General features: G+C 62.2%; 24 protein-coding genes. 12 read left to right on the forward strand and 12 right to left on the reverse strand.

All coding sequences use genetic code 11. The features are described 5' to 3' along the window. The first annotated feature begins 2 nt into the window (after window positions 1-2). Window positions 3-884: a bifunctional methylenetetrahydrofolate dehydrogenase/methenyltetrahydrofolate cyclohydrolase gene (locus KTJ77_RS02865; RefSeq protein ID WP_217337003.1), complete on the forward strand. Its 882-nt coding sequence runs from the start codon at window positions 3-5 to the stop codon at window positions 882-884. 122 nt (window positions 885-1,006) lie between these two features. Here KTJ77_RS02865 and KTJ77_RS02870 read toward each other — a convergent pair whose 3' ends face one another. Further along, the gene (locus KTJ77_RS02870; RefSeq protein WP_217337004.1) at window positions 1,007-1,834 is read right to left on the reverse strand and encodes an IclR family transcriptional regulator; all 828 of its coding nucleotides are present in this window, start codon (window positions 1,832-1,834) and stop codon (window positions 1,007-1,009) included. A 255-nt stretch (window positions 1,835-2,089) separates the two neighbouring features. Between KTJ77_RS02870 and KTJ77_RS02875 the strand changes: the two genes are divergently transcribed. The 8 genes from KTJ77_RS02875 (at window position 2,090) to KTJ77_RS02910 (ending at window position 10,320) form a co-directional block, all read left to right on the forward strand. After that, window positions 2,090-3,097 carry an ABC transporter permease gene (locus KTJ77_RS02875; protein WP_217337005.1) on the forward strand — a complete coding sequence of 336 codons (1,008 nt, stop codon included), beginning with the start codon at window positions 2,090-2,092 and terminating at the stop codon, window positions 3,095-3,097. Next, window positions 3,090-4,007 (forward strand): ABC transporter permease, encoded by a 918-nt coding sequence (locus tag KTJ77_RS02880; RefSeq protein WP_217337006.1) that lies wholly within the window; start codon window positions 3,090-3,092, stop codon window positions 4,005-4,007. Before KTJ77_RS02875 ends, KTJ77_RS02880 begins: the two co-directional genes overlap by 8 nt. Before the next feature lie 39 nt (window positions 4,008-4,046). Then, window positions 4,047-5,648 carry an ABC transporter substrate-binding protein gene (locus KTJ77_RS02885; protein WP_217337007.1) on the forward strand — a complete coding sequence of 534 codons (1,602 nt, stop codon included), beginning with the start codon at window positions 4,047-4,049 and terminating at the stop codon, window positions 5,646-5,648. 69 nt (window positions 5,649-5,717) lie between these two features. Continuing rightward, the gene (locus KTJ77_RS02890; RefSeq protein ID WP_217337008.1) at window positions 5,718-6,998 is read left to right on the forward strand and encodes a M20 family metallopeptidase; all 1,281 of its coding nucleotides are present in this window, start codon (window positions 5,718-5,720) and stop codon (window positions 6,996-6,998) included. Between the two features lie 23 nt (window positions 6,999-7,021). Next, entirely contained in the window at window positions 7,022-7,969 is a 948-nt protein-coding gene (locus KTJ77_RS02895) for a DUF1177 domain-containing protein (RefSeq protein ID WP_217337009.1), read from the forward strand. A 1-nt stretch (window position 7,970) separates the two neighbouring features. Next, complete coding sequence (locus KTJ77_RS02900; protein ID WP_217337010.1) at window positions 7,971-8,810, forward strand: ABC transporter ATP-binding protein; 840 nt, start codon at window positions 7,971-7,973, stop codon at window positions 8,808-8,810. Continuing rightward, complete coding sequence (locus tag KTJ77_RS02905) at window positions 8,807-9,652, forward strand: ABC transporter ATP-binding protein (RefSeq protein ID WP_217337011.1); 846 nt, start codon at window positions 8,807-8,809, stop codon at window positions 9,650-9,652. The genes KTJ77_RS02900 and KTJ77_RS02905 overlap by 4 nt, the downstream gene beginning before the upstream one ends. Then, a complete protein-coding gene (locus KTJ77_RS02910) occupies window positions 9,652-10,320 on the forward strand; it encodes an AroM family protein (protein WP_217337012.1) in 669 nt (222 codons plus the stop codon). The genes KTJ77_RS02905 and KTJ77_RS02910 overlap by 1 nt, the downstream gene beginning before the upstream one ends. Window positions 10,321-10,382: 62 nt before the next feature. Here the strand turns inward: KTJ77_RS02910 and KTJ77_RS02915 are convergent, their stop codons facing one another. After that, window positions 10,383-10,937, reverse strand: coding sequence for a hypothetical protein (locus tag KTJ77_RS02915; RefSeq protein ID WP_217337013.1), 555 nt, complete (start codon window positions 10,935-10,937; stop codon window positions 10,383-10,385). 153 nt (window positions 10,938-11,090) lie between these two features. Here KTJ77_RS02915 and KTJ77_RS02920 point away from each other — a divergent pair, with 153 nt between their 5' ends. Beyond that, window positions 11,091-12,461, forward strand: a complete 1,371-nt coding sequence (locus KTJ77_RS02920; RefSeq protein ID WP_254367341.1) for a short-chain fatty acid transporter — start codon at window positions 11,091-11,093, stop codon at window positions 12,459-12,461. Window positions 12,462-12,530: 69 nt separating this feature from the next. Here the strand turns inward: KTJ77_RS02920 and KTJ77_RS02925 are convergent, their stop codons facing one another. The 6 genes from KTJ77_RS02925 to KTJ77_RS02950 all read right to left on the reverse strand — a co-directional run bounded on the left by KTJ77_RS02925 (window position 12,531) and on the right by KTJ77_RS02950 (window position 19,324). Next, a complete protein-coding gene (locus KTJ77_RS02925) occupies window positions 12,531-13,334 on the reverse strand; it encodes an HpcH/HpaI aldolase/citrate lyase family protein (protein WP_217337014.1) in 804 nt (267 codons plus the stop codon). After that, complete coding sequence (gene hpaH / locus KTJ77_RS02930; RefSeq protein ID WP_217337015.1) at window positions 13,319-14,104, reverse strand: 2-oxo-hept-4-ene-1,7-dioate hydratase; 786 nt, start codon at window positions 14,102-14,104, stop codon at window positions 13,319-13,321. The genes KTJ77_RS02925 and hpaH overlap by 16 nt, the downstream gene beginning before the upstream one ends. A 405-nt stretch (window positions 14,105-14,509) precedes the next feature. Continuing rightward, on the reverse strand, window positions 14,510-15,646 hold the full coding sequence (gene hpaD, locus KTJ77_RS02935; protein WP_217337016.1) for a 3,4-dihydroxyphenylacetate 2,3-dioxygenase: 1,137 nt from the start codon (window positions 15,644-15,646) through the stop codon (window positions 14,510-14,512). Window positions 15,647-15,668: 22 nt separating this feature from the next. Continuing rightward, on the reverse strand, window positions 15,669-17,165 hold the full coding sequence (hpaE, locus tag KTJ77_RS02940; RefSeq protein ID WP_217337017.1) for a 5-carboxymethyl-2-hydroxymuconate semialdehyde dehydrogenase: 1,497 nt from the start codon (window positions 17,163-17,165) through the stop codon (window positions 15,669-15,671). Between the two features lie 7 nt (window positions 17,166-17,172). Continuing rightward, on the reverse strand, window positions 17,173-17,868 hold the full coding sequence (locus tag KTJ77_RS02945; protein WP_254367342.1) for a GntR family transcriptional regulator: 696 nt from the start codon (window positions 17,866-17,868) through the stop codon (window positions 17,173-17,175). Next, window positions 17,858-19,324, reverse strand: a complete 1,467-nt coding sequence (locus KTJ77_RS02950; protein WP_217337019.1) for a fumarylacetoacetate hydrolase family protein — start codon at window positions 19,322-19,324, stop codon at window positions 17,858-17,860. Before KTJ77_RS02950 ends, KTJ77_RS02945 begins: the two co-directional genes overlap by 11 nt. A 155-nt stretch (window positions 19,325-19,479) precedes the next feature. Here KTJ77_RS02950 and KTJ77_RS02955 point away from each other — a divergent pair, with 155 nt between their 5' ends. After that, complete coding sequence (locus KTJ77_RS02955; protein WP_217337020.1) at window positions 19,480-20,862, forward strand: MFS transporter; 1,383 nt, start codon at window positions 19,480-19,482, stop codon at window positions 20,860-20,862. A gap of 60 nt (window positions 20,863-20,922) precedes the next feature. On the opposite strand, the gene KTJ77_RS02960 is transcribed toward KTJ77_RS02955, so the two are convergent. The 4 genes from KTJ77_RS02960 to KTJ77_RS02975 form a co-directional block, all read right to left on the reverse strand. Then, window positions 20,923-21,441 (reverse strand): DUF2165 family protein, encoded by a 519-nt coding sequence (locus KTJ77_RS02960; protein ID WP_217337021.1) that lies wholly within the window; start codon window positions 21,439-21,441, stop codon window positions 20,923-20,925. Then, window positions 21,438-21,626, reverse strand: coding sequence for a DUF4177 domain-containing protein (locus tag KTJ77_RS02965; protein ID WP_217337022.1), 189 nt, complete (start codon window positions 21,624-21,626; stop codon window positions 21,438-21,440). The genes KTJ77_RS02960 and KTJ77_RS02965 overlap by 4 nt, the downstream gene beginning before the upstream one ends. 67 nt (window positions 21,627-21,693) lie before the next feature. Beyond that, entirely contained in the window at window positions 21,694-23,370 is a 1,677-nt protein-coding gene (locus tag KTJ77_RS02970; protein ID WP_217337023.1) for a thiamine pyrophosphate-binding protein, read from the reverse strand. 192 nt (window positions 23,371-23,562) lie between these two features. Then, window positions 23,563-24,237: a hypothetical protein gene (locus KTJ77_RS02975; RefSeq protein ID WP_217337024.1), complete on the reverse strand. Its 675-nt coding sequence runs from the start codon at window positions 24,235-24,237 to the stop codon at window positions 23,563-23,565. Window positions 24,238-24,618: 381 nt separating this feature from the next. Between KTJ77_RS02975 and KTJ77_RS02980 the strand changes: the two genes are divergently transcribed. Further along, entirely contained in the window at window positions 24,619-26,067 is a 1,449-nt protein-coding gene (locus KTJ77_RS02980; RefSeq protein ID WP_217337025.1) for a glyceraldehyde-3-phosphate dehydrogenase, read from the forward strand. Window positions 26,068-26,101 lie beyond the last annotated feature (34 nt).

Consider the following 26,101-nt stretch of genomic DNA (forward strand, 5'->3'; position numbering starts at 1 on the left):
GCATGACCGCGCAGATTCTTGACGGCAAGGCTGCGGCTGCGGCGATCAAAGAAGAGCTGACTGCGCGCGTCGCTGCTCTTGCAGCGAAGGGCGTGGTTCCGGGTATCGCCACTGTGCTGGTTGGTGCTGATCCGGCGTCGCAACTGTATGTCGGTATGAAGCACAGGCAGTCTGAGGCCGTCGGGATGAACTCGATTCAGCGCGAGCTTCCTGCCGACGCCACGCAGGCTGAGGTGGAGGCGCTGATCGACGAGCTCAATGCCGACGAGACGTGCCACGGGTACATCGTGCAGCTCCCGCTGCCGAAGCACCTCGACACCGACGCGATTCTTGAGCGCATTGATCCTGCGAAGGATGCCGATGGGCTGCACCCGACCAACCTTGGTCGTCTTGTGCTGAATGTCAACAACCCGATCACAACGCCGCTTCCCTGCACGCCGCGTGGCGTGATCGAGCTGCTGCAGCGCAACGGTTACGACCTGAACGGCAAGCACGTGGTCGTCGTTGGTCGTGGCGTCACGATTGGCCGGCCCATGGGCCTGCTGCTCACGCGCCGTGACATCAACGCCACCGTCACGCAAGTGCACACCGGTACGCCCGACATGGGCCCGTACCTGCGGCAAGCGGACGTCATCGTGGCCGGTGCCGGTGTGAAGCACCTGATCCGTGCGGAAGACGTGAAGCCCGGCGCCGCCGTGCTTGATGTCGGTGTGACGCGCGAGACCGATCCGGAGACGGGCAAGAGCCGCGTCTTCGGTGACGTGCACCCGGGTGTTGCAGAGGTCGCTGGCTTCCTGTCGCCGAACCCTGGGGGTGTCGGCCCGATGACGGTTGCCCTGCTGATGACAAACGTGGTGGAGGCTGCTGAGCGCGCCAGCGCTTAAGACCCCGCACGCGAACGAATGGCTGCGCCCGAGCTTGGGTGCAGCCATTCGTGTTTTCCTGCGGTTTTGAGGGCGCAGCCATGATTCCGGGTGCGTCTATCGCGAGCGGCTCCCTGTGGCGTTCACTCCGTGGCGGGGGTCACGGGAACAGCATTGGGGGCCGGGATGGCCGTGGAAGACAACAGTGCGCCAATCTGGTCGGCGACCTGAAGGACAGCCGACACATGGTCCCGAATTTCGCCCAGGTTCTCACGCTTGTGCTCACCAATGCTGACTGAACCGATTGCGCGGCTACCGACGTACACAGGCGCCGCAACTGCACGGGTATTGAGGTCATATTCGCCGGCGGAATATGCCCAGCCGCGTTCAGCGACAGCCACCATTTCCGCCTCGATCGCGGTGGCGTCGTCGGCCGTGAGGTCGTTGAATTTGGCGAGCGGAATCGTGTACATCAGGGCCTGCCGCGCTGACGCTGACAGGGTGGCGAAATACGCTCGGGAGGTCGCTCCGGCGTGTGCGGGGTAGAGCTCGCCCACCATGGAATGATCGCGCATGGGGGACTCGTTCGCGCCATCCACGTACGCCACGGCGCGGACATACGCGCCGTCAGCAACCGCGAATACGGCACTGCGGCGCGTGGCATCTGCCAGTGCGGTCAAATAGGGCTCGACAAGCGCGGCCATGCCGCCGCGGCGCTCCCAGGTTGAGGCAATTCGCCATAGTGCCGGGCCGAGCCTATAGCGGCGCGTTGTCGGGTCGGCGTGGAGGAAACCGCGCGAGGCCAAAGTTGCAAGCAAACGTTGCGCTGTCGACTTGTCAAGGTCGAGCTCTCGCGCCAGTTCCATCACTCCCCAGTCAGTCCGTCGCGAAGAAAACGACAACAAAACGTTGAGTGCCCGATCAACGGTCTGTAAGACGCCGCTCGATGTTGACGATGAGCCTTCGGCCACGTGTGCTCCTTCATGTGGTCGCGAGAAAGCCTGCGCTGATCTGCACATTGCTGGTTGCGTTGTGGGCCCGTCTATCGCTGATGGCGACGGCCGTTCCCGATGCCTAAGCCTAGGGGTCGATGTGCCTGAATGGGAAGCCGTCTCATATAATGAGAAACGGTTGCGAAGTGGTCTACGCACACCCGATAGTTGCATCACGTCATAACAACGTGGCTGACACACGGCTCGAAGTAGAGCTCTGACCAAGGGAGCACAGTGCGCACCGTACTCCGGCGAATCGCCGCGATGATCCCCACTCTGCTGGGCGTCATCGTGTTGATCTTCCTCATCACACGAGTGCTGCCAGGCGATCCTGCTCGCACGCTCGCGGGAGAGAACGCGGCAGACAGTGTGGTGGATAAACTCCGCGAAGACATGGGGCTCAACAAGCCCCTGTGGCAGCAATTCTTCGACTATTGCGCTGGCCTCTTTCAGGGCGACCTCGGTTTCGCCTGGCACACAGGTCGCCCGGTGGCAGAAGACTTTGCGACCCGCTTCCCCGCCACAGTGGAACTCGCACTTGCGGCACTGCTGATCGGTATCTTGATCGGCATTCCGCTCGGCATCCTCGGTGCCATGTACCGCGGTCGCCTCGCTGACCACGTCGCCCGCGTGGTTGCCCTCGTCGGCGCTTCGATGCCGTTGTTCTGGCTCGGCCTCCTGGTGATCTCGCTGTTTTACGGAACTCTCGGATGGGCACCTGCCCCCATCGGGCGTATCGATGATTCGATGAACCCGCCCACCACAATCACGGGACTGTACGTCATCGACAGCATCCTGACCGGCGATATGGCGGCGCTCGGCAGCGTGCTCGCACACCTGTTCTGGCCGGCGATGGTGCTCTCGGTGGGCGCGATCGCGATCATTTCCCGGATGACGCGCTCAGCAATGCTCGAAGTGCTCGGACAGGACTACATTCGCACCGCGCAAGCGAAAGGCATGGGTCCAGGCAAGGTGATCGGTGGCCACGCGCTAAAGAATGCTGCTCCCTCGATCGTCACCATTGTCGGTCTTGAACTCGGACAGCTTCTGGGCGGTGCAGTCATCACCGAAACCATCTTTAGCTGGCCGGGCGTCGGTAACTACGTCGTGCAGTCCATCAACGCGACCGACTACGCCCCGGTCCAGGCGATGACGCTTCTCGCTGCCGTGATCTATCTCGTCGTCAATCTTCTTGTTGACGTCTCCCAGGGAATCTTCGACCCGAAGGTGCGAAATGCCTGACACCACTCCCACCACAAAAATGACCACCTCGACGATGGCGATCGTGACTCGCGCAAACCGCGAGCCCGGCACGAACGCATTCACGCTGTTGCTACGCAACCCGGCAGCGGTTGCCGGCGCCCTCATCATTCTGCTGTGGACAATCGGTGGCATCGTCACCATTTTCTGGACGCCATACCCGCCCAACGAGACCGGCGTCGGTCCGCTCCTCGAGGCACCGTCCGGCGCACACTGGTTTGGTACTGACAACTACGGCCGCGACATCCTCTCGCGCGTTCTCGCCGGCGCACGCGTCTCGCTATGGACCGGCCTCATCGCGGTCGCCGTTTCGGTTGTGATCGGCGTACCGCTCGGTGCGATCGCCGGTTACGTCCGCGGTGCCACCGGCATGGTGATCATGCGCATCATGGACATGCTGCTGTCGTTCCCGTCGCTGCTGCTGGCGATGGCGCTTGCCGTCGCACTTGGCCCGGGATTGAGCTCCGCCATGATCGCGGTTGGGATCGTCGGCATCCCGGAGTTTGCCCGCATCATGTACGGACAGACCACGTCGCTGCGCGAACGTGAGTTCGTTGAGGCTTCTCGTGCGATTGGCCTGCGAGACGCCGTCATCCTTTTCCGCCACATCTTGCCCAATGGCCTCGTGCCGATCATCGTGCGCTGTGCGCTCGGTATGGGGTACGCCATCCTTACCGCCGCAGCGCTGAGCTTTATCGGCCTGGGCGCACAGCCACCGCTCGCTGAATGGGGTGTCATGATCTCCGACGGTCGCGGATACATCATTTCAGGCGAATGGTGGATGACTTTCTTCCCCGGCCTCGCGATTGCGACGTCCATCCTGGGCTTCAACCTCCTGGGCGATGGCCTACGCGACGTGCTTGATCCGCGCCTTCGTACCTCCGCTCGCTGAGTTTCCCTACCCCCGCAACACCACAGAAAGAGCAGTTACATGAAGAAGATGTATCGCGCCGCGGCTGTCGTCGCGTCGTTCGCGCTCGCGCTGAGCATCGCCGGATGCGCCCCGAATGCCAACTCGAACTCGGGTTCGAATGGCGGCGACACCGGCGACAGCAGCGCTGCGTCGCAGTCGCTCACCCTGGCGTACTCCGAAGGTGGCAAGACGCTGAACCCCGCTGAGGCTAACGATGGCACCAGCGACACCCTGGTTCTTGCCGCATACGACCAGTTGGTGACCTACGGAACCAAGGAGCAAGACGGCAAGCGCGTTTCTGACACAGCGACTATCGTCCCGATGATCGCATCAGAGTGGTCGGTGGATGACACCAACACGGTCTACACCTTTACGATCCGTGAGGACATCACGTTCCACAGTGGCAAGACGCTGACCAAGACTGATGTCGTGCGTAGCTTCCAGCACATCGCCGACTCGTCCTCCGCCAGCTTCCTCTACGGCATGGCAGGAATCTCCACGGTAGAAGAGGGCGAAGGAAACACGGTCATCATCACGTTGACCGCCCCGAACCACCTCTTCCTGCAGATTCTGCCGATGTACTCGTTCTCGATGCTCGACATGGACGAAGTTGAAAAGAACGGTGGTGCCGAGTGGCTGTCCACCAACACGGCAGGTTCGGGCCCGTACATCATCAACAGCTGGGATCCGGCAACGGAAGCCAAGTTGACGCGCAATGAAGATTACTGGGGCGACGAGCCGCAGATCGACACGATCAACATGAAGTTCATCGGTGACGCGTCGAACCGTCTTCAGCTGCTGAAGAAGGACTCGGTCGATGTCGCGCTGGAGATTGCGCCGAAGGACCTGCAGGGCCTGGATGGCACCAACGGCATTACGGTGGACTCCCGCCCGAGTAACAAGATCCTGTTCTTCGCGATGAACAATAACGTGGCACCGTTCGACAACGAAAAGGTGCGCCAGGCCATCACCTACGCCATCCCGTACGACAAGCTGCTCACCGACGTCATGAAGGGCGAAGCGAGCCCCATGCGCTCGTCGGTCGCCAGCTCCACGCCGGGCTTCACCGACGCTGGCAACAACGCCACGTATGACCTCGACAAGGCGAAGCAGCTGCTCGCTGAAGCGGGCTACGCTGACGGCTTCACGTTTGACTTCACGCTGGGTTCTGGCTTCTCTGACTGGAACGACGACGCCGTGCTGATCCAGGCTGAACTTGCCAAGATCGGCGTCACGATGAACATCCAGAACATGGCTCGCGCGCAGTTCTTGGAGGCGCTAGCCGGTAAGAACGTGCAGGCCTACATCAGCCGCTGGACGTCGTTCGTGAACGACCCCGGCTACCACCTCGGTCTGCTGATGACTGACAACGGCACCAGCAACTACATGAACTACCACAACGCTGAGGTCAACGAACTCTGGGCGGCGGCGGCGACCGAACCCGATGCAGACAAGCGCAGCGAGATGTACGGCAAGATGCAGGAAATCATCAACACGGAATCCCCGTGGGCCTACCTGTACGAGTACAACATTGCCGTCGCACACAGCGATGACATTGCCGGATACACCTCGTACCCAGACGGACTGATTCGCTTCTTCCAGCTCAGCATCACCGAGTAAGCGCTCGACGCTCACGCGTCTTCTCGCATCGACAAAACGGCGTCAACAACGCCAGAAAGAAGTAATGCCATGACCACCCCCATCGATTGGGAAGCACGGGTTCTCGCCGCCATCGACGAGTCCGCCACGGAACTGCTTGACCTTGCCGGTCTGCTGATTCGCACCCCCAGCGAAAACCCCGAAGGCGACTGCACCGAGATTGCGGGCGTGATCTCGACGTACTTCGCGAACGCCGGGCTTGGTCATGAGCAGTTCGATGCCGGAGACGGACGCGTGAGCGTCGTCGCTCACACCGGCGAAAAGGGGGAGGGCGACCGTCACCTCGTTTTCGCCGGACACCACGACGTGGTTCCCGTTGGCGACACCAGCCGCTGGAGTTTCTCTCCACTCGCAGGCGATGTCGTTGATGGCTGGCTTCGTGGCCGCGGCGCTAGCGACATGAAGGCGGGCCTTGCCGGTCTCATGCACGTCTACGCGCTTCTCAAGCGCCTTGAGGTTCCGCTCGCAGGAAAGCTGTCGTTCGCTTCGGTGCCTGACGAAGAAACCGGCGGCCGCCGCGGAGCCGACTGGCTGCTTGATCAGGGTGTGCTTGAGGGAGCAACCGGCGGCATTATCGCCGAGCCAGCCGAGCGCAACCACCCGACGATCGGTCAAAAGGGCAGCAACTGGTTCCGCCTGACAATTGCGGGTAAGCCCGGGCACGGTAGCTTGCAGCCGCTGCACGGCACCAGCGCCAACCTGCTCGGAGCGCGCGCGATCATCGCCCTGCAAAAGCTGTGGGACATGACGCCCGAGGCCCCGGAAGAACTGCGCGAGCTCATCGAGTTCTCCAAGTTCTACGCTGAAGAGCGCGAAGGCTACGAAGCCGGTATTGGCGCCGTTTTTGAGAAGGTGACGCTCAACGTCGGCACTATTCACGGCGGAACCTCGACGAACGTTGTTGCTGACACGTGCGTTATCGAGTTTGATTCGCGGGTGCCGATTGGCCTCACGCGTGCACAGGTCCGCACGCGTATCGAGGAGATCCTCGACGAAGAAGGTATTGAAGCCACGATCGAACCGATCGGTTTCATGAGCGAACCGAACTGGACAGCTCCGACCGACCCGATTGTGGAGACCCTCGTTGGTTCGCTGCGTGAACTGAGCGACCCGGAGGCCGCTGGCGTGCTGCAGTGGGCGTCGTCAGATGCCCGCACGTTCCGTAGCCACGGCATTCCCGTTTTGCAGTACGGCCCTGCTGACCTCAAGACCATCCATAGCTTCGACGAGCGCGCCCTGGCCAGCGATGTGGTGCTCGCGGCCAAGGTATACGCGCTCACCGCACTCCGCTACCTCGGCCTGTCGGCCTGATACCCCCAGAAGAAAGAAGAATCATGCTGAACCATGTGCTCGATGTCGTCGATCTGCTCGACTCACCGCAGACATCTGGGGAGTTACTCGCCGCATACCTGCGCGAGCAGGGGGAGACGAACGCCACCATCGACGTCACCGTCGTTCCCGGTAAAGACGGTCTGTCCACCGACTTCATCAAGGTTGTCATTCCCGGCTCGCGCGGCAAGATCCAGGGCGGGGACGCTCCCACGCTTGGCGTCATCGGTCGCCTGGGCGGCGCAGGCGCCCGCCCCGAACTGATCGGCTTTGTCTCGGACGGAGATGGCGCGGCTGCTGCGCTCGCGGCGGCTGCCAAAATGCTGCGCATGAACGCGCGCGGCGACGTGCTTCCTGGCGATGTCATCATTGCCACTCACATCACTGGGTGGGCACCAACGCAGCCGCACGACCCGGTTCCGTTCATGGACTCGCCCGTCGACATGGCCACCATGAATGACTTCGAGGTTGACCCCGCGATGGACGCGATCATCTCGATCGACACCACCAAGGGCAACCGCACCATCAACCACCGCGGTATTGCAATCTCCCCGACGGTCAAGCAGGGCTACATCCTGCGCCCAAGCGAAGACCTCGTTGCCACGGTTGAAAAGGTCACCGGTGTTCCGGCAGTCGTGTTCGCTCTCGCGACGCAAGACATCACGCCCTATGGCAACGATCTGCACCACCTCAACTCGATCCTGCAGCCGGCGACGGCAGCCACGGTTCCGGTTGTCGGCGTTGCCATCACCACCGCGGTCCCGGTTGCCGGATCCGCAACAGGGGCAAGCCACGCCATCGACATTGAGCTGGCGGCACGTTTCTCGATCGAAGTGGCGAAGTACTTCGCCACCGGTGAGATTGCGTTCTACGACGAAGCACAGTTCGCTCTGCTGACCGGCCTGTACGGCACAGCTGAGCACCTGCAGACCCTCGGAACTGTCAAGGCCTGACATGACTGCACTGCTTCGCGTCGAAGACCTTCGTGTTCAGGTGCAGTCCCGCCGTGGCACCTCGTATCCCGTTGATGGCGTTTCGTTCGATATCGAACGTGGCGAGACCGTTGGTGTGGTGGGGGAGTCAGGATCGGGCAAAAGCCTCACGGCAATGTCGATCATTCAGTTGCTGCCGACTCGCGCGGTCAGCATGGTCGGCGGGCGCATTCTCCTCGGCGAGGACGATATGGCGACCTTCGACGCGAAGCACATGCGAGATGTTCGTGGTCGGCGGATTGGGACGATCTTCCAAGAGCCGATGACGGCACTCAACCCCGCGTTCACGGTCGGGTACCAGATCGCGGAACCGTTGCGCCGGCACCTGCGCCTCAGCCGAAAAGCGGCGAAGGCGCGGGTGCAGGAGTTGCTGGAGACCGTCGGTATTCATCGTGCCGACGAGATCGCCGCCTCCTACCCGCACCACCTCTCTGGTGGCATGCGGCAGCGTGTGATGATCGCGATCGCTATGTCGTGCGAGCCAGATCTCTTGATTGCTGATGAGCCGACTACGGCGCTCGATGTCACCACTCAGGCGCAAATCTTGGACCTCATGAACGACCTTCAGGAACGCCACGGTATGGGCATCCTGCTGGTCACCCACGACCTCGGCGTTGTGGCGCAGTCCTGCGATCGCGTCGTGGTGATGCGTCGCGGCAACGTTGTCGAACGAGGAGACGTGAACCCTCTGTTCGCGGCTCCTCAGCACCCTTACACGCAAGCGCTGCTCGAATCGATGCCGGCACGTAACGTCGGAAAAGACCGTTTGCCTGTCGTCGCTGAAGGAGGACTTGCACGATGAATGCACTGTTGAGCGTGAACGGACTCGTTAAGGAGTACCGACGCCGTGGCGCTGGCCGCAAGGCTGAGCCTTTCCGTGCCGTTGATGGGGTGTCGTTTGAGCTTGGAGCGGGTCAGACTCTCGCCATCGTTGGTGAGTCAGGGTCGGGCAAGTCGACCACCGGTCGGTGCGCGTTACGACTGGTTGAACCGACGGCCGGAACCGTGACATACGACGGCGTGGATCTCACGGCGGCGTCGCCAGCCGAGTTACGTAAGCATCGACGTGACATGCAGATTGTGTTTCAAGACACCTACGCTTCCCTCGATCCGCGGTGGACGGTCGGGCGCCTGCTGAGCGAACCTCTGATTGAGCACGAGTCGCTGTCGCGGTCAGCGCAGCTCATGCGCGTTGGCGACATGCTGGAACGCGTTGGTTTGGAAGCTGCACACGCGAACCGTTACCCGCATGAGTTTTCCGGCGGCCAGCGCCAACGTATCGGTATCGCACGGGCTTTGATGCTCAACCCGAGACTGGTTGTGTGTGATGAGCCCGTTTCGGCACTTGATGTCTCGGTGCAGGCGCAGGTGCTGAACCTGATGAAAGACCTGCAGGATGAGCTCGGCCTCAGCTACCTGTTTATCTCACACGACATTGCCGTCGTAGAGTTTATGGCAGACGAGATGATCGTGATGAAGCACGGCAAGGTTGTTGAAGCTGGCGATGCCAAACAGATCATTGGTGATCCGCAGGACCCCTACACGCGCGCTCTTATCGCCGCCGTGCCGATTCCGGACCCGACCGCTTACGTTGACCGTGCGGAACGTCGTGCCGTGATCGCCGCCGGAGTCGGGCAACTCTGATGAGTACCGTCGCGCTGATCACGATCGGCCAGGCGCCGCGCGTCGACATCTGGCCAGACATCGAAGGCCTACTCAATGCTCACACGGTGATTGAGCACGGTGCACTTGATGAGCTCTCAGCAAGCGATATTGCTCAGCTGGCGCCAGCTCCTGGTGAGGAACGCGTCGTTTCGCGGTTGCGCGATGGAGGGTCGGCCACCATGAGCGAACATGCACTGGCACCCCTCGTACAGGGTGCGGTTGATCGCGCGGTTGCCGCTGGGGCGCAGGCCATTCTGATTATGTGCACGGGAAATGTCCCCGACGTGACGGCGCCGGTTCCGCTCTACACCGCTGAGAAGCTGGCACGTGCAGGCATGGCTGGTCTCGCCGACGGACACCGTCTCGGCCTCGTGGTTCCGGAACCAGAACAGCAGGATGTGATTCACCAACGCTGGGCTGATGGCTACGGAATTGACGCCGCCATTGCCGCCGCGAATCCGTACGCCGGATCTGCGGTAGACCTCTCGGCAGCCGCTCAGCTCCTGGCTGATGCCGGTTCGCACATTATTTTTCTGGACTGTGTGGGGTACACGCAGGCGATGGCCGATGAGGTCACACGGGTCACCGGTGTGCCAGCGGTGACGGCGCGGTCTCTCGCGGTGCGACTGCTCGCCGCTGTCGTTTGAGTCATCAAAAGTGTTCGCGGCCGCAACCTGGGGAGGGAGCGGCCGCGAATGTCTCGGCAGGGTTAGAGATCTTCCATCATTCGACGCTGCTCGGGAGTGAGCCCATCTTTCAGTTCGTCACGTGCGGCACGTGTGGCGGGTGACTCGGGGGAAGGGGAGGCGGGCTGTGCCCCCGCATTCTTCTCGTTGACCGCGGACTCGGCCTTGTCGTACAGGTCGCCAGCGACCTTCTCGATGCGGTCGTCGATCATGTCATAGATAAACCATGCGGCCAGCAGAACGACCGGAGGCAGCAGGATTCCGGTGAAGAAGTCCCACGTGTAGACGCCCGAGAAAATACGCACCAGAATCCACACCACCAGGGCGACAACGAAGACAATGCCGTACTCGATCGCCTTCTGAACTCCGGCGCTCATGCTCTTGCTGGAGTTTGACGTGGCGTTCTTCAAGAACTTGGTTACTGCAGGCTTTACGAAAATCGTTGCGGCCGTGAGAATGACGGCTCCCCACAGCGCGCTCCAGCCCACATAGACGCGCGGGATAAGCGCGCCGATGAGCCACAGCACGACGACGTTGAACACATACAGCGATCCGAAGCGGACAACCCAGGTTTTCATGCCTCCATGATGGCAGTCGGGTCGACTCTTGGCTAGGGCACTCATCAACAGTCGAATACTGTCAAAAGTCAGTAATTGGCTGTGCGTATGGTCACAGCGAACATTCAGGCACGGATAGGCTCGAGAGACATCTGTAACAAAGGAGTTGCTGCTATGCACACGACGCAAGCGCGCACAGAAAAGCGCAGCTTTATGCGCCCCATCAACCGCTTCCTCGAGCGCTGGATCCCGTCGGCGCTCACGTTCGCCATCATCCTCACGCTGATCGTCGCGATCCTTGCGATGACCCTCACCCAGCAGAGCCCGGTCGAGGTTCTTACTGGTTGGGGCAACGGGCTCGCGGGGCTCCTCGCCTTCATGACCCAGATGTGCCTCGTGTTGTTGTTGGGCTACATGCTCGCCAACACGCGTCCGGTGCGTAAGCTTCTGCGTCGCGCCGCACTGGTTCCGAAGACCGCTGGCGTCGCGTACGTCTTCGTCTTTGTCGTCGCCGCGATCGCCAGCCTCTTCACGTGGGGTCTTGGGCTCGTTGTCGGCACGCTGCTGGCACGCGAGATTGCGGTGCAGGCACGCGAACGCGGAACCATGAAGGTGCACTTCCCGCTGCTGGTCGCGTCGGGTTACTCCGGCTTCGTCATTTGGCACATGGGTTACTCGGGCTCCGGGCCGCTGACGGCGGCAACGCCCGGTTCGTTCCTGGAATCCAGCCTCAACGGCAAGATCGTACCGATCACAGAGACGACGTTCTCGACGTGGAACATGCTGACCGCACTCGCCGTCATCATCGTGTGTGCCTCGCTGATGTACCTCATTCGCCCCAAAGGCAATGACCCCATCTTCGAGCTGCCAGCAAACGTCGGTTCGGAAGAACACGACGAGGCAGATGACGCCGTCGAGACGCCGGCCGACCGCGTGGACGCGTCGCGCATCCTGACGCTCGTGCTCGGAGCAATGCTTGCGGCCTACCTGATCATTCACTTCGTCCAGGGCGGTAGCCTCACGCTCGACATCGTGAACTGGTCGTTCCTGGCTCTTATCCTGCTGCTCGTGCGCAACCCGTTTGAGCTGATCCACCTCACGAAGCAGGCTGCCTCGAACGTCGGTGAGATCCTCCTGCAATTCCCGCTGTACGCAGGCATCCTCGGCATTATGTCGACGTCGGGCCTGATCCAGCTGTTCTCGGACGCCTTCGTGTCGATCGCAAACCCGACCACGTTCGGCGCGCTTGCACTGCTGTCTGCCGGTATCGTCAACTTCTTCGTCCCCTCGGGTGGCGGCCAGTTCGCGGTGCAGGGCCCGATCATGCTCGATGCCGCGAACCAGCTTGGTGTTGACCCGTCGATCGCCATCATGGCAATTGCCTACGGTGACCAGTGGACCAACATGATCCAGCCGTTCTGGGCGCTTCCGGTGCTTGCTATCGCTGGCCTGAAGATGCGTGACATTCTCGGCTACACGTTCGTGACCCTGATCGGTTCTGGTCTGGTGATGGCGGTTGCGCTGACCATCGTCAGCACGATGTAACTCGTCGCATAGATGCCTGAAGGGCGGCCGTCGGAATGATCCGGCGGCCGCCCTTCAGCGTTTGAGACGTTAGTAGGAGGTGCGCTGCTCCGCGTCGGTAGCGGGGATGAAGCGAGCTGCAAGAGCTTCGGAACCACGGGCAAGCACAGAGACATCTGCGGCGACAGCGACGAACGCTGCGCCGTCGTTCATGTACTGCTCGGCCTGCTGCGGGTCGAAAGCGTTGACGCCCACGGGCTTGCCTGCCGCCTTCACAGCCTGGAACGTGCGAGTGACGGCAGCGACGACATCGGGGTGGCTCTGTTGACCGAGCAAACCCATCGACGCAGCCAGATCAGACGGGCCAACGAAAACGCCGTCAACGCCGTCAACCGCGGCGATCTCCGCCGCGTTCTCGACGGCCTCAGCCGACTCGATCTGCACGAAAAGCGAAACATGATCGTCCGCATTCTGCAGGTACCCGTCGACGCGGTTCCACCGTGCCGAGCGCGACAGCGCCGACCCGACGCCACGCACACCGCGCGGCGCGTACCGCACGGCAGATACCACAGCGCGTGCCTGCTCGGCGTTGTTCACCATCGGCACGAGTACGTTCTGCGCGCCAATATCGAGCACCTGCTTCAGCGACACATCATCGCCATACGGCACACGCACGACGGGAGAAATCGGATAAGCCGCTGCTACCTGAAGCTGGTGCAACACCGACTCCAGCGAGTTTGACGAGTGCTCCATGTCGATGAGCAACCAGTCCACGCCGGATCCAGCGAAGATCTCGGCCACCAGGGGAGAGCCAGACACCACCCACAGACCAATCAGCGGACGCTCACGGTTCGCGAGCGCATCCGCAAACGTGGGGTCTAAACGAAGCGGCATGTAATGGTTCCCATCTGCCCGTAGTCTGCCAGCACACTATCGCCCTTCGATACCCACATCGGCCGGGTGAAGGAGCCGGCGAGAATAATCTCGCCCGCCTCGAGACGGCTGCCGTGCTGGTGGAACTTATTCGCGAGCCACGCGACACCGGTCGCCGGGTGATTCAGCACACCAGCGGCAACGCCCGTCTCCTCAATCGTTTCGTTGCGGTACAGCAGCGCCGATACCCAACGCAGGTCAATCGCGTCGGGGGCCATCGGGTTGCCGCCGAGCACCATGCCGCCGTACGCTGCGTTGTCGGAAATCGTGTCAACGATCGTGCGGCCCTCAAGCTCAATGTGCGAGTTCAACACTTCGAGGGCCGGAACCACGTACTCGGTTGCGCGCAGAACATCAAAGATCGAGCAGTTTGGGCCTTCGAGCGGCGCCTTCAGCACGAAAGCGAGCTCCACCTCGATGCGCACGTTGGAGAACGTGTCAAACGCAATCTGTGAACCGTTTTCATACACGGTGTCATCAAACATCACGCCGTAGTCAGGCTCAGTAATGCCCGTCGCCTGCTGCATCGCCCGCGACGTCAACCCGATCTTGCGCCCAACGAGTCGGCGGCCAGCGGCAATGTTCTTGTCACGCCACACGCCCTGAATCGCGTAGGAATCCTCCACCGTTGCATGCGGATAGCGCGCCGTGATCCGAGGAATCACCCCGTGGTTCCGATCGGCCTCCGCCAGTTCTTCGGCAATGGCCTCAATCTCATCCTGCGACAACATTCTTCAATCCTTCCCTAGAACTGGCGTATCGGGGGTGGTTCCGTTGCGGTTCCGCGATTTGTTGGCCGGGGCGTTGCGGTTCCGCGATTTGTTTTTCCTCGCCGTCTCCAGGCACGGGCCTGCGGCCCGCGCCCGCCAGGCCCAACCAACGTCGAGGAAAAACAAATCGCTCCACCTCCACTCGCAAGACGGCGGCGGCAGAGATAGGGGAGTGTGAATCAAACCCACACGACGTGGAGAGCACAGCGTGAGCGGATTCTTTTTCCGATTCGCTGGCTGGGCCTGGCGGCGGAGGGCCGCAGGCCCGAAGCTGGAGGCGAAACGGGAAAAGAATCCGCGGAAGCGGAGCGTCCCAACCGTTCTGATCGGCCGCGGAAGTGAAACCCCGCGGCCGATCAGAGTTGGTTAGAGCTGGTTGCCGAGCTTGCCTTCGCGCTCGTCGGCGCGGGTGTAGCTGAAGCCGTCGGCGCCGATCGTGACGGCCATCTCCGACGAGTCGGTGCGGGCGACGACGGGCTGCGGGTTGCCGTCGAGGTCGAGCACGATGGAACCGTCGGTGTACCAGGACGGAACAACGGGGTTGCCCCACCAGTCACGACGCTGGTTGTCGTGTACGTCCCACGTGACGACCGGGTTGTCGGGGTCACCGGTGTAGTAGTCCTGCGTGTACACCTCGACGCGGTGACCGTCGGGGTCGCGCAGGTAGAGGTAGAACGCGTTGGAGACGCCGTGGCGGCCGGGGCCACGCTCGATGGAGTCAGAGCGGCGGAGCGAACCGAGCTTGTCGCAGATCGCGAGAATGTTGTGCTTCTCGTGGGTAGCGAAGCACACGTGGTGCATGCGCGGGCCGTCGCCACCGGTCATGGCGGTGTCGTGCACGGTGGGCTTGCGGCGCATCCACGCGGCGTACACGGTGCCCTCTTCGTCCTGGATGTCTTCGGTCACGCGGAAGCCGAGGTCCTGCATGTACTTGACGGCGCGCGGAACATCGGGCGTGATCTGGTTGAAGTGGTCAAGGCGCACGAGTTCACCCGTAATGTGCAGGTCGTAACGCCACGACATGCGCTCCTGGTGGTCGGACTGGAAGAAGAATTCGTACGGGAAGCCGAGCGGGTCGACGACGCGCACTGAGTCGCCGATGCCGTCAACGAAACCGTTCGGTTCGCGACGTACATCGCAGCCGAGTTCGGTGAAGAAGGCGACGGCAAGGTCGAGGTCTTCCGGGGTACGCACGCGGTAGGAGAACACGCGCACGGCCGCCACATCACCCTTGCGCAGGATGAGGTTGTGGTGGATGAACTCCTCGGTGGAGCGGAGGTAGATCGCTTCGTCGTCTTCCTTCGTGACGTACAGACCGAGGATGTCGACGTAGAACTCGCGGGAAGCGGCGAGGTCGGTGACGATCAGTTCCATGTACGCGCAGCGCAGGATGTCAGGCGGCGAGCTCTGCGGCGTCGCGATCGGGTTGTCCGTTGAGATGGGGGCCTCTTGCGAAACCCAGAATCCCGACGAGGTCAGTGTCATATTGTCGCGGTGAGTCATGTCAAAGCGTCCTTGCTATGCCTTAGTTCTTGCCGAAGGTGGGGTTGTGCGGCTCGCCCAGCGTGATGTGAACGGCCTGCTGGTCGGTGTAGAAGTCGATCGAGCGGTAACCGCCCTCGTGGCCAAGACCCGAAGCCTTAACGCCACCGAACGGGGTACGCAGGTCACGCACGTTGTTGCTGTTCAGCCACACCATGCCTGCCTCGATCGACTGTGCGAAGTTGTGCGCGCGCTTGAGGTCGCTGGTCCACACGTATGCGGCCAGGCCATACTTCGTGTTGTTTGCGAGGGCGAGAGCCTCTTCATCAGTGTCGAACGGCGTGATCGCGACGACCGGGCCGAAGATCTCTTCCTGGAAGATACGCGCGTCGGGCGCGACGTCGGCGAACACGGTCGGTGCGACGTAGTTTCCGGTGGGGAAACCCTCGGGGCGGCCACCGCCGGCAACCAGGCGACCCTCGGTCTTACCAAGTTCGACGTAGCTCATGACCTTGTCGTAGTGCTCGGGGTGCACGAGTGCGCCGACCTCGGTCGACGGGTCTTGCGGGTCGCCCACCTTGATGCGCTTGGCCTGCGCTGCGTAGCGCTCCACGAACTCGTCGTAGATTTCGCGCTGCACCATAATGCGCGAGCCTGCGGTGCAACGCTCGCCGTTCAGCGAGAACACGCCGAAGATGCACGCGTCGATCGCGACGTCGAGGTCAGCGTCAGCAAACACGATTGCCGGGCTCTTGCCGCCGAGCTCCATCGACAGACCCTTGAGGTAGGGGGCCGCGTTGCTGAAGATGATCTGGCCGGTGCGGCTTTCGCCCGTGAACGAGATGAGCGGAACCTCGGGGTGCTTGACGAGGGCATCGCCCGCGTCTTCGCCGAGGCCGTTGACGAGGTTGAAGACACCCTGGGGGAGTCCGGCCTCCTCGAAGATGCCTGCCCACAGCGATGCCGACAGCGGCGTGAACTCGGCCGGCTTCAGCACGACCGTGTTACCCGTTGCCAGTGCCGGGCCGAGCTTCCACGACTCGAGCATGAACGGCGTGTTCCACGGCGTGATGAGGCCGGCAACACCGATCGGCTTACGGTTCACATAGTTCATCTGCTTGCCAGGAACCTTGAACGCGTTGTCGTGCTGTGCCACGATCAGGTCGGCGAAGAAGCGGAAGTTCTCGGCTGCACGACGGGCCTGGCCCAGAGCCTGCGTGATCGGAAGACCGGAGTCGAAGCTCTCCAGCTCGGCGAGGCGCTTGTCGCGTGACTCAACAATGTCGGCGATCTTGTGCAGAATGCGTGCGCGCTCGCGGGGGAGCATCTTGGGCCACGGGCCCTCGGTGAATGCGCGACGAGCAGCGGCAACGGCCTTGTCAATGTCGGCCTTCTTGCCGGCAGCCGCCTGCAGGTAGGTTTCGTTGGTTACCGGGTCGAGCACGTCAAACGTGTCGCCGTCTTCCGAGTCGACGAACTGGCCGTCGATGTAGTGCTGAATGCGTGCCGGAAGATCAACCGGGATGTGGCGTTCGGTCATGGTGTCCTCAGTTCTTCGGGGAATCGGTCAGGCCGCGCGCGTCGCGGTAGGCCTGAAGGGTGTGCCAGCGGTGTGCCCTGGCGGCTTCTTCGATCTCACGGGGGTCGGCACCCGTGCGGATCAAGTGGAGAATTTCGCCGTGTTCGGCGACGGAGTGACGTGCGCGTCCTGGGACGAAAGCGAACGTCGAGTCACGCAGGCCGGCGAGGCGTGCCCAGTCGCGCTGCACGAGTTCCACGAGGTGTGCGTTGGGGCATACCTCGAACAGGACCGCGTGAAACTGCTGGTTCAAGATGGTGAAAGTGTGCGGATCAAAATGATCAAGCAGCGCTTCCATCCGCTCGTTGATGGCGGCGGCGCGGGCGAGGGTTGCCTCGTCGAGCAGCGGGGCGCTCAGCGCGGTTGCTGCGCCCTCAATGATGCCAAGCGACTCCATCGTGTTGACGTAGTCTGCCGCGTTCACGAGCGTGACCTTTGCGCCCACGTTACGTTCAAACGTGACGAGTCCTTCGGCTTCGAGCCGGCGAATCGCTTCGCGCACCGGAACCACGCTCATGTCGAGCTGATCGGCGATGGTTCCGAGCACGAGCCGATACCCGGGGCCATACTCTTGACGGCTAATGCGCTCGCGAACCCATTCGTATGCGCGTTCCGATTTCGATCCGCCGCGCTGAGCGTCGATCGTCGCCAGCTCAGTTGCCATGGTCGGCCTCATAGCGTGCGCGCCACTCGGCGTTCATCGGGAACAGCCCGTCGACCGGGTGGCCGGCCGCAACCTGCTGCGCGATCCAGCCGTCTTCGTCCTCCTGGGCGAGGGCCGCATCGACAACCTCTTCGACCATGGCAGGCGGAATCACGATCACGCCGTCGTTGTCACCCACAATGATGTCGCCTGGTTGCACCGTTGTTCCGCCGCACGCCACCGTGATGTCGTGGTCAAACGGCACGTGCTTGCGGCCGAGGACGGCGGGGTGGGCGCCGTTCGAGTAGATGGGAAGACCCACGGCCTGCACCGCGTCGTAGTCGCGCACGCCACCGTCGGTAACGATACCGGCAGCCTTTGCCGCATTAGCGCGGATCGCGAGAATGTCTCCGAGTGTGCCAGAGCCCTTTTCGCCGCGCGCCTCGATGACGAGAACTTCGCCCTCGCGCACCGCGTCAAACGCACGCTTTTGCGCGTTGTAACCGCCGCCGAGAGTCTTGAAGAGGTCTTCACGGTTCGGCACAAAACGCAGCGTCTTGGCGGTGCCGACGAGCTTGGCGTCGGGGTGCATGGGGCGCACGCCGTCAATCGTGACGTTGTTGAGACCGCGCTTGCGTAGCTGCGCAGACAGCCCGGCGACGGGGGTGCGCATCAGCTTGTCGTACAGCTCCGCGCTCAACGCCGGTGCTGGTTCCGCCATGCCGGCAGCCTCGCGCGAACCCCACGCTTCAATGCGTTGCGTGTCATCCACGGCGGGAAGTGAGCCGAGGGTCGCATCAAAAGCGACCTCACCCTGCGTGACGGTGGTGACGAGCTTGCCGCTCGTGAGGGTGGTGCCCGCAACGTCGACTTCGATTTCAACGACATCGCCAGGAACCACGACGGAGGAGCCTGCGGGGGTGCCGGTGAGAATGATGTCGCCGCGCTCGAGCGTGAAGTGCTGCGAGAGATCGGCGATCAACTGCGTGAGCGGGAAGAACATGCCTGCGGAGTTGTCATCTTGCGCGATGGTTCCGTTCACCCATGCACGCACACGAATGTTCGTGGGGTCAACGGCTTTCGCATCAATGAGCTGGGCGCCGAGCGGAGTGAATCCGTCGCCGCCCTTGTTGCGAACGTTGGAGCCCTTGTCGTTGGCACGCAGGTCGTAGAGGCCGAAGTCGTTGGCCGCGGTGATCCAGCCCACCGCGTCCCACGCGGTCTCGCGCGTGAGGTTGCGGCAATCCGTGCCGATGATGACGGCAATCTCGGCCTCGAATGCGAGCAGTTCGGTGCCAGCGGGGCGCACAATCGTGCCGCCGGTGGCCGCGACCGATGACGACGGCTTGAAGAAGTAGGACGGGTGTGCGGGCTTTCGGCCACGCTGTGCAGCGCGCGATTCATACGCCAGGTGTACGGCAATGATTTTGCCCGGGCGCTGGGGGAGTGCGGCGAATCGGGGATCGAGATCCGTCATGGGGTTTTCTCCTTTTGCTCGGACTCGGCGGGCTGTCGTGAACTCGCTACCGCGAAACTCGACCTTGAGTCATATCTGAAATCGTATATCATCATCTCAAGCCCGGCAATGATTACCCGACTATTAGGCGCCGGCGAATGACAAAGGAGTCTCCCATGAGTGCAGACAACGGCTCAGCACTAACGCCCACCGGCACGATATCGAGCGCCACAGATCGCCGTCGCGTCGTTTTCGCAACCGTCGTCGGAACCGCCATTGAGTGGTACGACTTCTTCACCTATGCCGGTGCGACCGCCCTGGTGTTTGTTCCGCTGTTCTTCTCCGGAGCAGGCGAGCAGTTTGCCGGCGTCGTCGCCTTCCTCGGTGTCGGCCTGAGCTTCCTGTTCCGCCCGCTCGGTGCCTTCCTTGCCGGTCACTTCGGTGACAAGCTGGGCCGTCGCAAGGTGCTGATGATCACGCTCATCGGTATGGGTGCCGCCACCACGTTGATCGGTGTGTTGCCGACCTACGCCCAGATCGGTATTGCCGCTCCCATCCTGCTGCTGACGCTGCGCGTGCTGCAGGGTATCTCCGCCGGTGGCGAGTGGGGTGGCGCGGTCTTGATGGCCGTGGAGCACGCACCGAAGGACAAGCGTGGCCTGTTTGGTGCCGCCCCTCAGATTGGTGTTCCCCTCGGTCTGCTGCTTTCGTCCGGTGTGATGGCAACAACGCGTGCGCTGACCGGTGAGGAAGGCTTCCTGGAGTGGGGCTGGCGCGTGCCGTTCCTGCTTTCTGTTGTGCTGATCATTGTCGGTTACTGGATCCGCCGTGGCGTGGAAGAAAGCCCCGTCTTCGCTGAGATCGCAGAGCGCGCAGGTCAGACGCGCACGCCGATCGTGCAACTGCTGAAGAAGCACCTGGTGCTCGTTCTCATTGCCGCCCTCGTCTTCGCCGGTAACAACGCGGTTGGTTACATGACCACAGGTGGATACATCCAGCGCTACACGACGGACCCGACCGGAACCGTCAAGGCTGACGCGACGATCATCCTCTGGATTGTTGCCGCCTCCGCCGTCTCGTGGCTGATCTTTACCTGGATCGCTGGGTGGCTCTCCGACAAGATTGGCCGCCGCAACACCTACATCATCGGATGGATCGTGCAGCTGGTGGGTGTGTTCACGCTGTTCCCGCTTGTGAACACCGGATCGCTGATGAACATCGCGCTCGCGCTGATCTTCCTGACTGTCGGCCTCGGCCTGACGTACGGCCCGCAGGCAGCGTTCTACACCGAACTGTTCCCGGCTTCGATCCGCTTCTCCGGCGTCTCGATTTCGTATGCCATCGGTGCCATCCTCGGTGGCGCGTTCGCGCCGACCATTGCTGAAGCCATCGTGAAGACGACCGGTTCAACGGAGAACGTGACCTGGTACCTGGCAGGCATGACCGTGATCGGTTTGATCGCCACGCTGTTGCTGAAGGACCGCGCGCGCATTCCGCTCGGCCCTGACCACGAAGAAGAGCAGTCGGTCAGCCCGGTTTACGGCCTCTCGAAGGTCTAAGACAACGAAACGCCCCCCACCAGGTGAAATTCACCAGGTGGGGGGCGTTTCGCTTTGCCACTATTGCCGGTCAGATTCGTGTGCGGGAGCGGGAGCGTTCATGGCGAGCAGTGCGGCAAAGATTGCCCACAGAATCGCCAACGGCATGGCGGTGTCTTTACCGTTCCATGAGCTTGACTGCCACATCGCAAACCACTCGGAGCCGATCACGATGAACCCGATAAACCAGATCGCCAGGCCGACCGCGTAGGCGGCGTATCCCCAGGTGCGGGCGCGATCGTACGTGACGCTGTCAGCGTTACGACGCAAGAACAGGAGAACGCCACCGACCAAGCCGAGAGCAGCGAAGGTGCCCTCGGCGATGATGATGCCGATGTATCCCACCGTCCAGACCCATGGTTCCGTGATGGCGCGCCACATCAGTGCGTTTCCATCGAACGTCGTGTCCATCGATAACACGTGCTTGACGAACTGGTAATTGGAGTCGTAATCCATCAGATTTCCGAGGAAAACGAAGAGGCCGTAGAGGCCGGCACAGAACACAGTGAACGCCTGCAAGAGGCGCAGCGGATGATTCATTTCGCTACCTTTCGGGTGAACACCAGATCGAGATGAGGGTGCGACTCAGACTCAAAAGTGATCGCTTGTACAAAGGTCCACCCGGCCGCCGCGCGCACGCGAATCTCGTTTTGGTAATCGACGTCATATCGAAATCCGGCGCGAGTACGCGCCGCTGGAATCCGTACAAATTCGTACTCCTGCATGAAGCCACCTCCTGTGAGGCCACCATGGCAGGGGGAGGGGCTCTCGTCAAGAACCTCGTCAGAGCAGCTAGCGGCTGTTCTCCGAGACGATCGTTGGCGACGTGTTTACCCGGATGATCTCTTCCTGGTACGGCGCGATGATGGTTCCGGAAATCCGGCAGTCCAGCATCAGGAACTTGCGTTCACTCGGGTCGATCGTGACCCACTCGGCGAGGCGATCCAGGTCGCTGAGCGTGCGCACGACGACGCCTTCAGCGCCGACGGCCTCGGCAAGGCCCGCGAAATTGACCTCGGGGATCAGCATCGGGCCGGTGGCGAGGCCCTTGAGTCCATAGAGGTTGACTTCGGCACCATAGGCCGCGTCGTTCCAGATCACGCCGATGCCGTGACCCGCGGCAGCGCGCACGGCCGATTCGAGGTCAGCGAGTGCCATCAGGCCGCCGCCGTCACCGGAGTTCAACACGACCGTGGCCTCGGGCTTGGCGCGTGCCGCACCGACGACGCTCGGAAAGCCCATTCCAATCGACTGGTATGCCGTGCCAATCATCATGTGGCGGTCGGGGGACGCCACCGGCCAGTACATGTTGCCCCAACCGAGGAAGTGCCCACCATCGGTGACAACGACCCGGTCCTCTGGCAACAGTTCGGCCAGGCGAATCGCCAGTGAGCGGGGATCGAGGCGCCCGTCGGCTGCCTGTGCGTCGCCGGGCTCGCGCTGGAGAGCCGCGGCGATATCGACCTGCTCGCGCCACGGTTCACCGGTGCGCTCACCGAGCTGCGCCGTGATGGCGTGGGCAACGATGGCGGCATCGCCGCGGATGAAGGAGCCAACGTGCGGGTGGGTGGCGGCGGGTGCGGTGTCGACCTGAATCACCGTGGTGCCGGGGGCAAAGAGCTCACCGAAACGCATCGTGAACTGGTTCAAGCCCGCACCAAACACGACGGCAACGTCGGCCTCGCGAATGAGTTCCATCGCGCCTTCAGCCCCAAAGCCGCCGGTGACTCCCAAATCGTACTGTTGCTCAGGGAAAATACCGCGGCCGAGCGCCGTCGATGAGGTGAGTGCGCCGGTTGCTGCGGCTAGCTCGCCCAGTGCCTCGCCCGCATCCGCGAGCCACGCACCAACTCCGGCGAGGAGATACGGCTTCTTCGCGGCGGTCAGGGCAGCAGCGGCCGCAGTCACGTGCGCGTGCATGACGTCGCCCTGAATCGTGATGGGTGCAGGGCGGCGAAGTTCGGGCAACGCCGGAACCTCGCCCGCCTCGATTGCGGAGACATCGTACGGCAGTGCGAGAACGACAGGTACACGGAAGTTGAGGGCGTGCTCAATCGCAATGATGGTGGTGGCGGCAGCATCCGTGCGCCCGACGGTATAGGTGCGGGCGCCAACAGCGGCAGCAAGCGCAATCTGGTCGACGTCCCACGGGCGGGGGCCACTCGTTGGCTCATCGCCGACAACGAGCACGAGCGGGATGCGAGCTTGGGCAGCTTCGGCAAGCGCTGTGAGCGTGTTGGTGAAGCCAGCGCCGTAGGTGGCTGTGGCTACGGCCAGTCCGCCGCCTGCCCGGTAATAGGCGTCAGCAGCGACCACGCCACCCATCTCATGACGGACAGCGGTGAACGTGACAGACCCGGAGCGCTCAAGCGCATCCAAGAAGTAAGCATTGCCATTGCCCATCACCCCGAAGATGTGATCGGTGTGGGCGGCCAAAGCGTGCGCAACGTGCGCAGAAACGGTAGACATACGGCTCCTGAGACAGAAACGGAAAAAGGTGAACTGATCCGTATGTGTCTCGCGCGAGCGTCGTCAGTGGCGGTCGGCTGAGTGCCCATTTTTCGAGCACCGGGGCATGAAGCCCGGACGCTTTCACTATAGAGGATGCTGACACAGCAGAAGGGGCGCGGATCAGATCCGCGCCCCTTCATGGCAGGAAGATTACTTCTCCCAAACAACCGGGTTGTCTTCGAAGTCGGTGCCGTAGGGCTTGAACGTGGCGCCGCCAATGTCGTCGCCATCGGGGCCAGCAACGATGTAGCAGAACGTCTGCGGGGTGCCCTCGTCAAACGTGGCATCCAGCGATGACGTGTTGCACGGCTCAAAATCGCCGATGATCGACACCGTCTGCATCTTGCGGCCGTCGGCGTTGATCGCGCTCATGTCGCTGTACAACGACTGGTATGCCAGCTCGGCGCCCGCGAGGTCGACCTTTTTGGCTTCGACGGTGATGTAGTACGGCGTGAAGCCTTCGAGCTTCGCCTGGAAGTCTGCACCGACGACGGCGAAGTCATCGATCGTTCCGGCGGTAATGCTCTTCACCGTGATGCTGACCGGCTGCGCGGGAGTGTCATCTGACGGTTCCCACGAGACGATCGCTTCTTCGCCGACAGCAACCGTGGTTCCGGGTGCCGCCGTGTCACCCTCGGTGGCTGGAGCGGTCTCTTCCGGCTCTTCAGCCTTTTCAGTCTCTTCCGGCTTTTCAGACGGCGCCGACGAAGCGACCGGCTTGTCGGTCTTCTCCGGCTCCTCTGCGGGCGATGAGCTGCAACCGGCGAGCCCGAGTGCAAGCGTGAAGGCAGCGAGTGATGCGAATACCTGCTTGTTAATAGCCATGGTGATGTTTCCCCCTCAGGAATCACGAAATGAACAGCTCAACCCTCGGGGAGGAGTCTGAGCGCCCTCTGCGAATCTGCGCTGGTCGCGACCCTGAACCATGCAATTGCCGCGAATTTTCAAGGGTGTCGGCCGCGGTGAGAATATTCTCACGCGCCGCCGGGGCGGTGCATATGCGCCAACGGGGTGCGGAACGCTCGAAAACGAGTGGGTTGCGTTCGAGAAAGAACATGACTTTTTTACGAAGAATCAAAAGAGATAAACCTCACTTCCTGTTTTGGACGTCAAGGCGGGCTGCGGGAATTTACGCTGGTAGGGCGGGTGCATATCTTGGCGCTCGCCCATTCACGGCCGCGAACCGGTTGAACTGCAAGGATGCGCATGAACGATTTCGACGCCCACCAGAAGTCTTGGAACAGCAACGAAGAGCTGGCCGAGCGGATGATCCCGCACATTGGTGCCCTGCACCGCGACCGCGGCGTGGTGACATCCATTCACGGTCAGCGCCTGATGGGTCTGTCGACCACCGGCATCATCGAGGCTCACGAAAAGGCGAGCCAGCTCGGCCACAGTGAGCTCGCGCTCGATGAAACTCTCGCCGTGCTCGAGCAGATCCACGAGCTTTCGCCGCACACCGCGTCGATTGACGTGGCACGTCTTGTCAGCGAACGCCCCGCCGATGCCGAGCTTGACGCCTACCTGCGTGAGCAGCTTGCCGAGGTGCTCAACGGTTCCGAGCGCGCACCAGAGCGCGACGTTGTGCTTTACGGTTTCGGCCGCATCGGTCGTCTGCTTGCGCGCATTCTCATTTCGCACGCTGGCGGCGGCACCGGCCTGCGTCTGCGCGCGATCGTCGTGCGCAAGGGTGCAGACAACGACATTGCCAAGCGTGCTTCGCTGCTGGCTCGCGACTCGGTGCACGGACCCTTCGAAGGTTCCGTCACGGTTGATGAAGAAAAGAACCAGATCATCGCCAACGGCGTACGCGTTCAGGTGATTTACGCGAACGACCCGGCTGCGATCGATTACACGGAGTACGGCATCGACAACGCGATCGTCGTCGACAACACGGGCCGCTGGCGCGATGAGGAGGGCCTCAGCCAGCACCTCCAGTCGACCGGTGTGTCGCGTGTGCTGCTGACCGCTCCCGGTAAGGGCGCGATCAAGAACATCGTGCACGGCATCAATGACTCGTCGATCACCGACGCTGACGCAATTGTGTCGGCAGCATCGTGCACGACGAACGCGATCACGCCGGTGCTTGCCGCGATTGACGAGGCCTACGGCATTGTGCAGGGGCACGTCGAGACGGTGCACTCGTTCACGAACGACCAGAACCTGATTGACAACTTCCACAAGGGCGACCGCCGCGGCCGCTCGGCGGTTTTGAACATGGTCATCACGGAGACGGGTGCGGCGAAGGCCGTGTCGAAGGCGCTGCCGCAGCTGGAAGGCAAGCTGACCGGTTCCGCTATTCGCGTTCCTACCCCCGATGTTTCGCTCGCCGTGCTGCACCTGACGCTGGAGCGTCCGGCAGACCGCGACCAGGCGAACGACTACCTGCGTCGCGTTTCGCTGCACTCCAAGCTGCGTCAGCAGATTGACTATGTCGAGTCGGCCGAGATCGTGTCGACCGACTTCGTCGGCTCGCACCGCGCCGGCATCGTCGACGGCCTCGCGACGATCGCGAATGACAAGACCATGATTCTCTACGTTTGGTACGACAACGAGTACGGCTACTCGCGTCAGGTGATCCGCGTGCTCGAGCGCATGGCAGGCACCCACCCGGTCGTGCTGCCGCACCGCCGCGACGTGCGCCTGGAAGGCTAATTTCTGTTGTGATGGCGGTGCTCCCGAGTTTCTG

The sequence above is a fragment of the Microbacterium sp. NC79 genome (assembly GCF_019061125.1).
In the GTDB taxonomy this organism is placed as follows: Bacteria; Actinomycetota; Actinomycetes; order Actinomycetales; family Microbacteriaceae; genus Microbacterium.